This is a genomic window from Pontimicrobium sp. MEBiC01747 (assembly GCF_053601635.1).
Genome location: NZ_JBSHNS010000108.1, coordinates 1 through 13641 on the forward strand (window position 1 = coordinate 1; position 13641 = coordinate 13641).

Annotated in this window: 11 protein-coding genes and 1 tRNA gene; 1 reads left to right on the forward strand and 11 read right to left on the reverse strand. The window is 33.7% G+C overall.

What is annotated here, in order from left to right:
- Positions 1–135: 135 nt before the first annotated feature.
- The gene (locus ACVC2P_RS02380) at positions 136–1203 is read right to left on the reverse strand and encodes a DUF3810 domain-containing protein (RefSeq protein ID WP_452596883.1); all 1068 of its coding nucleotides are present in this window, start codon (positions 1201–1203) and stop codon (positions 136–138) included.
- 228 nt (positions 1204–1431) lie between these two features.
- Here ACVC2P_RS02380 and ACVC2P_RS02385 point away from each other — a divergent pair, with 228 nt between their 5' ends.
- Complete coding sequence (locus ACVC2P_RS02385; protein WP_452596884.1) at positions 1432–2892, forward strand: aminoacyl-histidine dipeptidase; 1461 nt, start codon at positions 1432–1434, stop codon at positions 2890–2892.
- 191 nt (positions 2893–3083) lie between these two features.
- Here ACVC2P_RS02385 and ACVC2P_RS02390 read toward each other — a convergent pair whose 3' ends face one another.
- The 10 genes from ACVC2P_RS02390 to ACVC2P_RS02435 all read right to left on the reverse strand — a co-directional run.
- A complete protein-coding gene (locus ACVC2P_RS02390; protein ID WP_452596885.1) occupies positions 3084–3737 on the reverse strand; it encodes a hypothetical protein in 654 nt (217 codons plus the stop codon).
- Positions 3691–3885, reverse strand: a complete 195-nt coding sequence (locus ACVC2P_RS02395; RefSeq protein ID WP_452596886.1) for a hypothetical protein — start codon at positions 3883–3885, stop codon at positions 3691–3693. The genes ACVC2P_RS02390 and ACVC2P_RS02395 overlap by 47 nt, the downstream gene beginning before the upstream one ends.
- Positions 3886–4077: 192 nt before the next feature.
- Positions 4078–4151: transfer RNA gene (locus ACVC2P_RS02400), tRNA-Thr, on the reverse strand.
- A gap of 58 nt (positions 4152–4209) precedes the next feature.
- Positions 4210–4479: a hypothetical protein gene (locus tag ACVC2P_RS02405; RefSeq protein WP_452596887.1), complete on the reverse strand. Its 270-nt coding sequence runs from the start codon at positions 4477–4479 to the stop codon at positions 4210–4212.
- 27 nt (positions 4480–4506) lie between these two features.
- On the reverse strand, positions 4507–5472 hold the full coding sequence (locus tag ACVC2P_RS02410; protein ID WP_452596888.1) for a type I phosphomannose isomerase catalytic subunit: 966 nt from the start codon (positions 5470–5472) through the stop codon (positions 4507–4509).
- A gap of 12 nt (positions 5473–5484) precedes the next feature.
- Complete coding sequence (locus ACVC2P_RS02415) at positions 5485–5895, reverse strand: 6-pyruvoyl trahydropterin synthase family protein (RefSeq protein WP_452596889.1); 411 nt, start codon at positions 5893–5895, stop codon at positions 5485–5487.
- Positions 5879–6415 (reverse strand): isopentenyl-diphosphate Delta-isomerase, encoded by a 537-nt coding sequence (gene idi, locus ACVC2P_RS02420; RefSeq protein ID WP_452596890.1) that lies wholly within the window; start codon positions 6413–6415, stop codon positions 5879–5881. Before idi ends, ACVC2P_RS02415 begins: the two co-directional genes overlap by 17 nt.
- A 178-nt stretch (positions 6416–6593) precedes the next feature.
- Positions 6594–8555: an OmpA family protein gene (locus ACVC2P_RS02425; RefSeq protein ID WP_452596891.1), complete on the reverse strand. Its 1962-nt coding sequence runs from the start codon at positions 8553–8555 to the stop codon at positions 6594–6596.
- A 22-nt stretch (positions 8556–8577) separates the two neighbouring features.
- A complete protein-coding gene (locus ACVC2P_RS02430) occupies positions 8578–9522 on the reverse strand; it encodes a PorP/SprF family type IX secretion system membrane protein (protein ID WP_452596892.1) in 945 nt (314 codons plus the stop codon).
- A gap of 53 nt (positions 9523–9575) precedes the next feature.
- On the reverse strand, positions 9576–13641 hold a 4066-nt coding region (locus ACVC2P_RS02435; RefSeq protein WP_452596893.1), incomplete at its 5' end, for a T9SS type B sorting domain-containing protein.

Below are 13641 nucleotides of genomic sequence, written 5' to 3' on the forward strand. Positions count from 1 at the left end.
ACCACACAATAAAAGCATGTACATTAAATAGTTTTTAATCATACGTTAGTTAATAAATAATTAGAGGTTTAAATATAATGATAAGCAGTAATTTAAAATAAATTAATGCTTTTTTTAACATTATAAATTCCTAAATTATAAAGTTTTATCTTTAAAATAGTTTACTAATAAAGCAACAACATAGCTGTAGCTCTTCATTCCATCTTGCTGACTATTAGCTTGTAAGTATGTATTATACGTTTCTTTAAAAATGGGTTCCATTGGGTTTTGGTAACGATCCCAAAATGCTCTTACTTCTTTATAATTTTCCAAAACCCCGTAATTTATAGTCACTAATAACGTTTCGTATAATTCTGGGTTTCGTCTATAAACTTCATGCAAACAGTGACGTAAACCAAAAGTGTAACCAGAATACCTAAAATAAATATTGTCATGATTTGTGGTTACTAGGCAGCCTATAAAGTTGGCCTCATTCTCTGCTGCATAACCTAATTGATGAGCTACCTCATGAGAAGCCGTTGTAGGGTATTTAAACTTTGGTATTAAAGCATCTACATGCGCTTCATTTGTTAATGGGTTTAAATACCCACTAAACCCCATATAAGTTAAAGGTAAACTAAATAAAGACGATTTTATACTTACTGGGCTATAATTTAAATGTGGAAATTTTTCTTTTAAAAGCGCATACCCTTCAGGTACAAGGTTTACTATTTCTTGCTTAGAATATGGCAAACTTACTTTTACAGCACTATCTTTAGTAATTTCGGTATGTATACTATTCGATTTTGCTATTAATTTTTTAGTCACGGCAACTAATGCCTCGGTAGAATAATCAGCCTCTAAATTTAAATTCTCATGTAAAGGCAATCTATAATAATTAAACCCCCATAATATATGAAACGCTATATATAATACACTTACAGCTGCAAATACATCTATAAGCCACTCCTTAAAATCCTTTAATACTCGCCTTCTATTAATAACCAGCCAACGTAATACAAAAATAATACCCAAACCATAAACAATATCTCCAAAAGAAAATGGCAACCAACCTAAAGTAAACCTAAATACTTTTGATATGTATTGATACAATGTACCACTATAATACGTTTCTACAAACTCTGGAAAAAAAGCTAATAATTTAACACAAATTATAGCAGGAATTAAGGATAAAGCAAGGCTTCGTTTTTTATTTTTAAACATACCTTCAAATGTAATTAAAAAATATAAAAGCTATGTACCCAATCTGTTCGTTAACTTAAAAAGGATTCTACCTGCTTTCCGCTATATCTTTTACAGCTTTTTAATGAGCTGTAAAAGGATGCCGCATCAATCAGGGGTATAGACTAAGTTCTTTTTCAATCTATTAAAATAGGGGACTCTTTTTTTAATTGCAATTCGTACTTTTGTACTTCAATTAAATATTAAACAATGAATTCAGAAATAAGAGCATTACAACCACAACAACTTTGGAATAAATTCGCCGATTTAAACGCTGTACCTCGCCCTTCAAAAAAAGAAGAACGTGTTATTGCATTTATGAAAGATTTTGGTGCAAAACTAGGACTTGAAACTATAGAAGACGAAGTTGGTAATGTCATTATAAAGAAACCTGCAACTTCTGGTATGGAAGATAGAGTAACTATCGTTATGCAATCGCATTTAGATATGGTACACCAAAAAAATGCAGATACCGATTTTGATTTCGATACGCAAGGCATAGAAATGTATGTAGATGGCGATTGGGTAAGAGCTAAAGGGACTACACTTGGTGCAGATAATGGCTTAGGTGTAGCAACTATAATGGCTATTTTAGAAAGTACAGACATTCCTCATCCAGCTATAGAAGCCCTATTTACTATAGATGAAGAAACTGGTATGACGGGAGCCATGGGATTAAAAGGAGGTTTACTAGATGGTGGTATTCTTTTAAACCTAGACACAGAAGAAGATGACGAAATAGGTGTAGGCTGCGCAGGAGGAATAGATGTAACAGCAACACGTACTTATAAAGAAGAGGAAACACCAGAATTTAAAGTAGGTTATGCTATTACTGTAAAAGGTTTACAAGGCGGACATTCTGGAATGGATATCCATAAAGGATTAGGAAACGCTAATAAAATAATGAATCGTTTATTATTTGATGGTTTCGAAAACTTTGGTTTACGCATCTCTGAAATAGATGGTGGTAGCTTAAGAAATGCTATACCTAGAGAAAGCAAAGCTATTGTTGCTATAGATGCAGTACACGAAGCTGCATTTAATAACGAAATGCAAACGCTTGTAAATACAATACAAAAAGAGCTTAAAACCATGGAGCCCGACTTAGAAGTAATTATCGAGGCAACAGAAACGCCTAAAAACATTATGGATTTAGGTGTACAAGAAGGTGTAACTCGCGCTCTATATGCAGCCTTAAATGGCGTATATAGAATGAGTGCAGATATTACAGACTTGGTAGAAACCTCTAACAACATTGCCCGTGTAATTATTAAAGATGGGAATATAAAAATTGGGTGCTTAACAAGATCTTCTGTAGAAAGCTCAAAAACAGACTTAGCCAATACATTACGTGCTACCTTTGAGTTAACAGGATGCGAAGTAGAGTGTTCTGGAGATTACCCTGGATGGACACCAAACATGGACTCGTCTATACTAAAAGTATTAAGTAGCACTTATGAAGAATTAAATGGCGAAAAAGCACATGTCGCTGCTTGCCATGCAGGACTAGAATGCGGTATTTTAGGAACTAATTACCCAGACATGGAAATGATTAGTTTTGGACCAACTATTAAAGGCGCACACTCTCCAGATGAGCGTGCAAGTATCTCTTCTGCTCAAAAATATTGGGACTTTGTTTTAGAAATTTTAAAACGTATTCCTAAAAAATAATAAAATACAAATTTATTAATACAAAAGCCCTGTTGAAAGAAATTTCAACAGGGCTTTTTACTTATGGTATTTTATATCTCTTAAAAAACAAAAAACCACTCTAAAATGAGTGGTTTAAAACTTTGAGCCGATGGAGGGACTCGAATTCCATTTTTTGGACATCAAAATTATCTTCCTTATTTATATATCTCTTAACTGCTAATAAGGTGTTCTCCTAAATAACAAATAGCTAACCTTTTATAATTACCATTTAAGTCTTTATTATAAATAATATAACCAAAACCATAATAATTAACAAAATTTAAATAAGCATAATTATAATTCTTTGTAAAAAGAACCTTACCAAAATTATGAAATTTAAGACTTGGAAGCACTTTAACCGTCTCATCAGGAAAGACATTAGATACATTTTTGATACAATCAGTTTCTTCGATCAACTTAATATAATTTTTTTTGGCTGTATATTGATGTTTTAAAAAATCCTTATTCTCATCATTAAATATAGAATCTAAAAGACTTGTATTATTACACTTAGTCCTTGTTTTTTGATTAGTAGTATACTCATCATAAAACTGATTAAATTGATCTTCATTCAGAATCTTTGACCCCGATATTTCTATATAATTGTAGTGAGAATTACTTGGGGTATACTTTTTCTCCTTTTTTTCGCATAAATCTTCAACATAAGAGGAAATAATTTCAATATTTAAATCCTCCCATTTTTGGGTATCAAAATTATCTTCCTTTTCCAGAGAAAAACTACTAATCACATTGCCTTCCTTTTTACAAGAAAAAATACTAATCGCAAGGAGCAGTATGACCAAGAGGGAAACCTTGTTGTTCATAAGTTGTTGTTATATCGTTTGAGTTTGTCACTGTAACTGGTTGAGCTGTCCTTTCTGCCCTATTAATAGCAGCTGTTTCATTTATAAGATCAGTATTAGAAGCATCTTCCATAAAATGTTCTAAGGCTGTTAAAGTACCGCTATACATTATTTTTGTAGCATAATCTTCTTATTATACAAATCCAGTATAGAATCAACATTAGTTATTGGTTATAGGATAGAAAACCTACATATTGTTCTAACAACATAGTTAGATATATTAAATTTATTAGTTTTATTCCTCTTTAGTTTTATTTTTAAAACAAAAAAACCACTCTAAAAAGAGTGGTTTTAAACTTTGAGCCGATGGAGGGACTCGAACCCACGACCTGCTGATTACAAATCAGCTGCTCTAGCCAGCTGAGCTACATCGGCAAAGCGAGTGCAAATATAATATTGATATTAATATCTGCAAACTTTTTTTTAAAAAAAATTAACCTAATTTATTAATTTTCTCAATAAGGGCGCGACCTTTAGACTCTAGCTCATCCTTAATTGCCTTAAAATGAGACTTTTTATTCTCTACATCTTTTGCATTCACTTTAGCAATTAATTCATCAAAAGTTTCAATAGCTTCGTCAATTATTGCTTCGCTCTCTTTTGTATCCTTTCCTGTGTTTGAATATTCCCAAACATAAACTGCTTCAATAATGTCACCTAAAACATAATTAATGTCTTTTTTAAGGTCTCTTTTATTTGCCATAATATTTATTTTTTATTGTTTGCAAAATTACACATAAACTTCTAATAGTTCTGCTTTTTTTGCTGTAATTTCAAATGTTTTAATACTTGCTGGTAATAACAAGGTTTCTCCTTTCTTTAGTATTTCAGAATGGTTTTTTGTTTTTACAATTACTTCTCCCTCAACACACATATATATTATAAAAGAATCAAAGGTGTTAGTTTTATTAAGTGTCTCATTAGTAACAGGAAGGTAATTTGTTGTAAAGTAAGGACAGCTTACCATTTTGTTAGAAATGTTTTCTGTTTTAGAATAGTTTATTCTAAAATTATCTTCCATTTCAAAGTCTATAGCATCAATAGCTAAATCGTTATGTAATTCTCTACTATTCCCTTTATCGTCCACTCTATCCCAATCGTAAACACGATAGGTTATATCGCTAGTTTGCTGTATTTCTGCCAACATAACACCAGCACCTATAGCATGTACACGACCAACTTCTATAAAATAAGTATCTCCTTTAGAAACCTCATCGAAATTTAAAATTTCTGGTAAAGCCTTTTCTTCTAAATGTTTTAAATAACTTTCTGAAGTTACTTTTTGATTAAAGCCAACTATTAAATTAGAATTCTTATCGGCTTGCATAACATACCACATTTCTGTTTTCCCAAAAGAGTTATGGCGTTTTGCTGCTAATTCATCATTAGGATGTAATTGAATAGACAAGTGTGATTTAGCGTCTATAAACTTGATTAATAGAGGAAACTTATTCCCAAAAACCTCATAGTTTTTCTTTCCAATTAAATCACTTTTATGGGTTTCTAATAGTTGTTTTAAACTTTGCCCTTTTAAAGCGCCATTTTTAACTATAGAAGTATCGCCTTCTACATCGCTAATTTCCCAACTCTCTCCTACATTATTAAGATTCGTTGTTTTATTTAGTTCGGTTTTTAACTTTTGCCCTCCCCATATTTTATCTTTTAAAATAGGGGTAAATAGTATTGGGTATAACATATTGGGTATCTATTAATTGCCAGAATAGTTTACAAAATTTCTAGGTGTTTCGTAAAGGGTTACTTGCAAATCTAATTTTGTATCTAGTTTAGCTTTAATTTTATTGTAAATAACTACAACTATATTTTCTGCAGTAGGATTTAAATCTTTAAACTCAGGAACATCTAAATTTAAGTTTTTATGGTCAAAAGCATCTTCTACTTCAGATTTGATAATGTCTTTTAATATTTTAACATCTATAACATAACCTGTCTCTGGGTTTATTTCTCCTGTAACACTTGCTATAAGTTCATAATTATGTCCATGATAATTTGGGTTATTACATTTCCCAAAAATGGTATCATTTTTCTCAAAAGACCAATCTTTTCTATACAGTCTATGAGCTGCATTAAAATGTGCTTTTCTATTAACAGTTACTCTCATCCGTTATATTTATAAATTCGTAAAACTTATCGAAAATAATTTTAAACCAGGCTGTATATACTTCTGGGTTTTCTGCTATATCTGTTTTTACATCTTCTAAAGGCATCCATTTCCAAGATTCTACTTCTTCCTTATTAATCTCAGGAATACCATTGTAATGTCCTACCATAATATGATCTAATTCATGTTCTGTTAATCCATTATCAAAAGGAGCTTTATATATAAAAGATGTTTTTTCTTCTAACTCGGTAACAAATCCCATCTCTTCTTGTAGACGTCTTTTTCCTGCCTCTAAATTACTTTCTCCATCTCGTTGATGACTACAACAGGTATTTGTCCAAAGCCCTGGCGAATGGTATTTACTTAATGCTCTTTGTTGCAGCATTAATTCATTTTTATCATTAAAAACAAAAACCGAAAAAGCGCGATGTAATACTGCTTTTTCATGAGCTTCCATTTTGGGCATTAACCCTATTTTTTCATCTTTTTCGTTAACGAGTATTACGTTTTCTTCTATCATTTCTTAAATTCACTTCTCACAAATTTACAAAATAGCTTATTGTTTTTATCTGTTTTAAGTTATTTTTAAGCATACAGCCTTTCTATAATTATATAGAAGTAGAAATGCCCTCAAATAGAGGGCACTTCCTTAGTTGCTATTAAAAAAATATAAAATATTTTCTCCCGAAATATGAATATTAATTAGCAACTATAATAAATTCGCTTCTTCTGTTTAATTGATGTTCGTACTCTGCACAAGGAACTCCATTACTACATCTATTTAATAATTGTGTTTCGCCATATCCTTTTCCTGTTAGCCTTGAACGCTCTATTCCACCAACTTTTACTATATAATCTATTGTAGATTTCGCTCTTCTTTCAGATAAATCTATATTATAATTATCTTTTGCACGACTATCTGTATGCGATCTAACATCTATCTTTATTTTTGGATACAATTTCATAACAGCAATAACTTTTCGTAATTCTATTTCTGCATCGGCACGAATATAATCTTTATCTAGATCAAAATAAATACTATTTAACCCTAATATTTTAACTAAATCCGCTCCAAGAGCAGCAGATGTTTCTCCTAAATCATTTCCTTCTTTCATATACAAGGTACGTTCAACTGTCCCTTTTGTTTTTCCTGTTGCAAAAGGCTTCTCTGTTGTAGTATAACCTTTCTTTTTTGAGCGTACTGCATATTGTGTACTACAAGATAAGTCTTTAAACTCAAAAGAGCCATCGTACTCAGATATTTTTTCAGCTATAACTTTACCATCTGTATTTAATAAATAAACCTTTGCATTTGCTATTGGGTCTTCGCTTCTATCATCTTTAATAATTCCAATCATGTTTTGCTTACATTGTCTTGTTGTTATTAAAGGTTTTATACTTTTAAAGCTATAAATATCATCATCACCAACCCCTCCATCTCTATTAGAAGCAAAATAACCTAGTCCGTTTTTTTTAATAATAAATGTAAAATCATCTTGAGGACTATTTATTGGTCTCCCTAAATTAAAGACTTCTCCATAATTATTTGGTCCATTTATGTTTACAACAAACATATCTAATCCTCCTAATCCTATGTGCCCATTAGATGCAAAATATAATTTATTATCTTCACTTATAAAAGGGAAGGTTTCTCTCCCCTCGGTATTTATAGTATCTCCTAAACTTACTACATTACCAAAACCTTCCCCTTCTATTGCTATTTTATATAAATCTGATAGGCCTCTTCCTCCTGGCATATCACTAGCAAAATATAACGTTTTTTCATCCTTACTTAATGCAGGATGTGCTACTGAGTATTCATTACTATTAAAAGGTAACTCTTCTACCTCCCAATCACTTCCATCTTCTGTTCTTTTAGCTCTATACAATTTTAAACGGTTAATACCTTCTTCATCTTCTCTATAATCTTTATTGGTATAATTGTTTCTTGTAAAATACATGGTCATACCATCTTTAGTAAAAACAGCTGTAGATTCATGATACTTTGAGTTAATCTTTTTACTAAACTTTTGTGCACCTCTTTTAGAGTCATCATCACTAATAGAAATACCATAAATATCTAAAAATGGCTGTTCATTCCAATCATGTATTCTTTTTATGGCTGATCGTTTTGTTCTATTTGAAGCAAAAACTAAGCGTCCTTGATAAAAAGCTGGCGCAAAATCTGAAAGCTTAGAATTAAATCCAATATTAGAGAGTTCAAATCGTCCAGACTGTTCCTCTATTTCTTCTAAATAATTGCGTTCGTTTAAAAATAATTTGGCACGATAATCTTCTCCTTTTACTGTTAAAAACTCTTCCATGATTAAATCGGAAGCTACATAAGATTTATCGCTTTTAAGAGACAAAGCATATTTATATAAATAATCTGCGTCTCTGTTTCCCGAATCGTACAATACGCCATACCATTTAGCTGCTTGTTTATAATCTGCAGTAAAATAATAGGAATCTGCTAATTTTTTCAATAAGTCTTCAGATTGATACCCTTCTTCTGCAACTTTTAAATAAGCCTCTCTAGCATCTATATAGGCAAATTGTTCAAATTCTTTATCTCCTTTATTTACAATTTTCTCTTGCGCCCACACTTGTGAACTACTTAGGAGCACTAAAGCTATTATGATATATATATGTTGTCTCATGTTTTAAGTAATTTTAAGTTGGTTAAAAGAATCTTGGTGAAATCATACGATTATTACGTTTCAAAAATTCGAAGCGTAAAAAGAATTCGAATGAACCATCGTTATATTGTCTTAATTCTGTTGTTTCTCTATCGTAAGCAAATCCTAGCATTAACTTATCAGACAATTGAAAACCTACCATACCACTAAATGCTGCACTCCACCTATAAGCGGCTCCTAGTGTTAATTTTTCTTTTATTAAAAAGTTTGCTGAAAGATCTACTTGTAATGGGGAACCATCTACTGCTTTTAATAATCCTGCTGGTTTAAATTTTAGATCATCGTTTAAATCGAATGTTTTACCCGCCATTAAATAAAGGTTTATACGTTCTTTTGCAGTTGCAAACGAATTATTATTGGCTGCATTTAAATCAAAATGTTTTGTTTCTAACATATTAGGAATACTCAAACCTAAATACCATTTACTTGTATAATAATAAATACCTACTCCAAATTGAGGTGAAAATTTATTATCTATATTTATTTCTGCTTCTGCATCTCCAGGGTTAAATGCTCCTGTATTTAACCTATTAGTATCTATATTTAAAAAATGACCTCCAGCCTTTAACCCTAAAGCTAGTTTTCTTTCATCTGAAAGATTTAAAGTATAACTAAACGCTATATCTACATAGGTTTCTTGAGTAATAAAAATTTCATCATTGGTTATGTTTAAACCTAGTCCTACTTTTTCTCCTAATGGAGAATGTAAAGAGGCAGTAAATGTATCTGGTGCTCCATCTAAACCAACCCATTGCGTTCGATATAAACCAACAAAGCTTAAAACATCTCTTGAACCAGCATAAGCTGGGTTTATACTTAATGTATTATACATGTATTGTGTGTACTGAGCATCTTGTTGACCATAACTAAATGTAGAGCAAAAAGCTAGTAGTGTTATGATTAGTATTGTTAAGAATTTGTTTTTCATAAGTGCGAGTATTAAACCTAGCAGATAAAATCTGCTAGGTATTTAATTATGATTTATCTTCTATTAATATATAATGGACCTGCTTTTGTAACTGTATTTCCAGAACTATTCACATACTCTAATGCATAGTAATATGTTCCTACTGGTAATTTATCTTCTTTCTTAATTGTTACACGACCTTCTGAAATTCCTCTAAAATAATTTCCATTCTGTCCATAGCCATCAACATCGTAAACTTTTACTCCCCAACGGTTGTATATTTTTACTGAGTTATTAGGATATTGCTCTATACCTTGTATAACAAATACGTCGTTTAAGCCATCTCCATTTGGTGTTAGGATATCGAAAATATTAATACCATCTGGGGCATCTGGATCTCCATTATTTACTTCTATGTAATCTGGGATATTGTTATCATTTTCATCTCCTAGCTCCTCTCCATTTTCAAAACCGTCTCCGTCGCAATCTAATGCTAACCATTCATCTGATACATCTGATAAATCTTGACTCATGAAGTCGAAATCACATGGTTCAATTGGATCTGTTTCATCATCAATTTCTTGTTCATTAGTAACACTATCTCCATCACAATCTGAAGTGTTCCATTCTTCTGAAGGTGTTTCTGTTTGACTAGTGATATCAAAACTACATAAGTCTAATGGGTCTGTTCCATCAATAGTCTCTTGCTCATTAGTTACGCCATCACCATCACAATCTAGGGCTCCAAATGCTCCTGAAACTGGCTCTGTCTGATTTGCTGGAACAAAATCACATGCATCCTGTGGATCTGTACCATCATTAAGTTCTGTTCCATTAATTACACCATCGCCATCGCAATCTATTGCTTCCCATTCTGGTGTTACAATAACAACATCTTGACTCTGCATTTCATAACTACAAGGGTCTAATGGATCTGTCCCATCTGCTATTTCATCTCCATTAGTTACACCGTCTCCATCACAATCTAACATATCATATTCGCTAGTTGTCATTGAACCATCTTGGCTATTAGGGTTAAAACTACATGGATCTAAAGGATCTGTCATGTCATCAATCTCTTGCCCATTTGGCACACCATCTCCATCACAATCTGCTGCTTCCCATTCTGTAGAGACGTTAGTAATATCTTGGTTAGCGACATCGTAATCACAAGTATCTAATGGATCTGTCATGTCTAATACTTCTTGTCCGTTTAACACGCCATCTCCATCACAATCTGCAGCATCCCAATTAGCTTCTACCATTGTTATATCTTGATTTGCATCATCGTAATCACAAACATCATTAGGATCTGTCATGTCTATTGTTTCTTGACCATCGTTTACTCCATCTCCATCGGTATCTTCATCTAATGGATCTGTGGTCGTTCCGTTTGGATCTGCTGTTGTATCTGGGTCATCTATTCCTGTTGTTTCTTCCCCATTTGTTAGTCCATCATTATCGCAATCGATATTATTCCATTCAGAATCTGGTGTCTCTGTTTGACTTGTTAGCTCTAAATCACATGAATCATTAGGATCTGTCATATCTATCGCTTCTTGCCCATCGGTTACACCATCTCCATCTGTATCTATATCTAGAGGATCTGTTGTATTACCGTTTGGATCTGCTGTTGTATTTGGATCATCTATTCCTGTTACTTCTTCTTCATTTGTTAAACCATCATTATCACAATCTGCATCATTCCAAGTATCCTCAACTGTTGTAATGTCTTGATTAGTTACATCATAATCACAAACATCATTAGGATCTGTCATATCAAGCGCTTCTTGTCCATCGGTTACGCCATCTCCATCGGTATCTTCATCTTGTGGATCTGTTGTATTACCATTTGGATCTGCTGTTGTATCTGGATCATCTACTCCTGTTGTTTCTTCTCCATTTGTTAAACCATCATTATCACAATCTGCATCTAACCATTCTTGAGTAACTGTACTTAAATCTTGACTTGAAGCTTGATAATCACAAGGGTTGTTTGGATCTGTCATATCTATAACCTCTTGTCCATTTGGTACACCATCTCCATCACAATCAGCAGTATTCCATGAAGCTTCGACCATCGTAAGGTCTTGATTTACCGGATCATAATCACAAGGATTATTTGGATCTGTCATATCGTCTGCTTCTTGTCCATCATTTACACCATCACCATCGGTATCTGGATCTAATGGGTCTGTAGTATTACCATTTGGATTACTAGTTGTAGCTGGGTCATCTACTCCTGTTGTTTCTTCTCCATTTGTTAAACCATCATTATCACAATCTAATGCATTCCATGAAGCTTCGACCATTGTGATATCTTGATTCTCTGGGTCATAAATACAAGGATCGTTTGGATCTGGATCTGTAATGTCTAGTTCTCCATCTCCATCATCATCATCATCACATCCTCCTATTACCCCATCTCCATCGATATCTACTCCTGCTGTAGTAACATCTGTATTAGTTCCAGTTGTATAATCTGCTCCAATGACTAAACCATTAGAGTCAACAGCTAATTGAGGTTCACCTGTTCCATAAGAACCACCATCTCCTCCATCGGCATTAGAATTATTATAGGCTTCATTGGCATCAGAACATCCATCATCATCAGAATCTAAATCTAAGAAATCTGGAAGGTTTTCTCCTACGTTACCATCAGTATCTATTGGAGTTCCTACTCCTGTTCCGGCTGTAGCTGGAATACCAGTTACTGGGTCTATTGGTCCATCTGCAATACCATCATTATCATTATCAACACCACCAGTTTCTAAGACGTCATAAATTCCATCGTTATCAGCATCTAAATCTAAATGATTACTTACGCCATCACCGTCATTATCGTATGCTACTTCCACAGTTCCATTAACATCTCCTATCAGTGGATCCATTGGATCGTCATCTAAATAGTTTGGTACACCATCATTATCATCATCTGCACTTGGATCTCCTGGGCCTTCGGCTACGTCTAAAATGCCATCGTTATCGTCATCTTGATCTACTACATCTGGAATACCATCCATATCTGCATCTGGTCCTGTACTTACATCAATAGTTACTGTTGCTGTATCACAGATATCATCTGGACTTGGGCCATCTCCTGTAAGGTCATTACAAACTGTATAGTCTACTGTAACTGTCATTCCACTTTCACTTCCTGCAGCTATGTAAATCAATTCTCCTGTATTTTCATCGAAAGTTATAATACCTACTCCTGAACCTGTTCCTGCATTAGTAATATAAATATCACTTCCTGCTGTCATTGTGTTGTCTGGTAAGTAATCGTCATTTCCTAAAATATCTATTGTTTCTGGAACGCCTATTATAGCTGTAGCATTATCATCTTCAGCTGTTGGTGTTTGTGGATTTGGATCCGTTACATCTGGATTACCATCATTATCATCATCTTCATCACAAGCATTTGCTCCTCCATCTCCATCTGGATCAGGAAGCGGCGTTCCTGCAGAACCTTCTACATAATCTGCAACACCATTAGCATCTGAATCTGCTATAGTTGAAGCATCTCCATAAGTTGCGGCAACTACTGTACCGTTAGGATTTACTGGAGCAGGATCTGTTCCATACTGTCCGCCATCACCACCATCGGCATTAGCATCATTATAAGCTTCATTAGCATCACTACATCCATCATCATCTGAATCCGAATCTAAAAAATCGGGTAAATTTTCTCCAACATTACCATCTGTATCAATTGGATTGGCTACACCTGTTCCTGCACCACTTGGGATTCCTGTGATTGGATTAATTGTTCCATCTGCAATACCATCTCCATCTGTATCTGTTGTTCCTGTTTCTACAGTGTCATAGATGCCATCGTTGTCGGCATCTAGGTCTAAGTGGTTACTTACGCCATCACCATCATTATCGTACGTTGGTTCTACGGTTCCGTTGACGTCGCCTACTAATGGATCGGCTGGGTCGTCGTCTAAATAGTTTGGTACGCCATCGTTATCGTCATCGGCACTTGGGTCGCCTGGACCTTCGGCTACGTCTAGAATACCATCGTTATCGTCATCTTGGTCTACTACATCTGGGATGCCATCCATGTCGGCATCTGGTCCCATGTCTACGGTTATGGTTACCGTTGCGGTATCACAAACATCGTCTGGTGTTGGTCCA

Excerpts from the sequence above, each read along its gene's own strand:
- ACVC2P_RS02380 (WP_452596883.1), bottom strand. The coding sequence starts at position 1,203 with ATGTTTAAAAATAAAAAACGAAGCCTTGCTTTATCCTTAATTCCTGCT.
- ACVC2P_RS02385 (WP_452596884.1), top strand. The coding sequence starts at position 1,432 with ATGAATTCAGAAATAAGAGCATTACAACCACAACAACTTTGGAATAAA.
- ACVC2P_RS02390 (WP_452596885.1), bottom strand. The coding sequence starts at position 3,737 with ATGAACAACAAGGTTTCCCTCTTGGTCATACTGCTCCTTGCGATTAGT.
- ACVC2P_RS02395 (WP_452596886.1), bottom strand. The coding sequence starts at position 3,885 with ATGTATAGCGGTACTTTAACAGCCTTAGAACATTTTATGGAAGATGCT.
- ACVC2P_RS02405 (WP_452596887.1), bottom strand. The coding sequence starts at position 4,479 with ATGGCAAATAAAAGAGACCTTAAAAAAGACATTAATTATGTTTTAGGT.
- ACVC2P_RS02410 (WP_452596888.1), bottom strand. The coding sequence starts at position 5,472 with ATGTTATACCCAATACTATTTACCCCTATTTTAAAAGATAAAATATGG.
- ACVC2P_RS02415 (WP_452596889.1), bottom strand. The coding sequence starts at position 5,895 with ATGAGAGTAACTGTTAATAGAAAAGCACATTTTAATGCAGCTCATAGA.
- idi (WP_452596890.1), bottom strand. The coding sequence starts at position 6,415 with ATGATAGAAGAAAACGTAATACTCGTTAACGAAAAAGATGAAAAAATA.
- ACVC2P_RS02425 (WP_452596891.1), bottom strand. The coding sequence starts at position 8,555 with ATGAGACAACATATATATATCATAATAGCTTTAGTGCTCCTAAGTAGT.
- ACVC2P_RS02430 (WP_452596892.1), bottom strand. The coding sequence starts at position 9,522 with ATGAAAAACAAATTCTTAACAATACTAATCATAACACTACTAGCTTTT.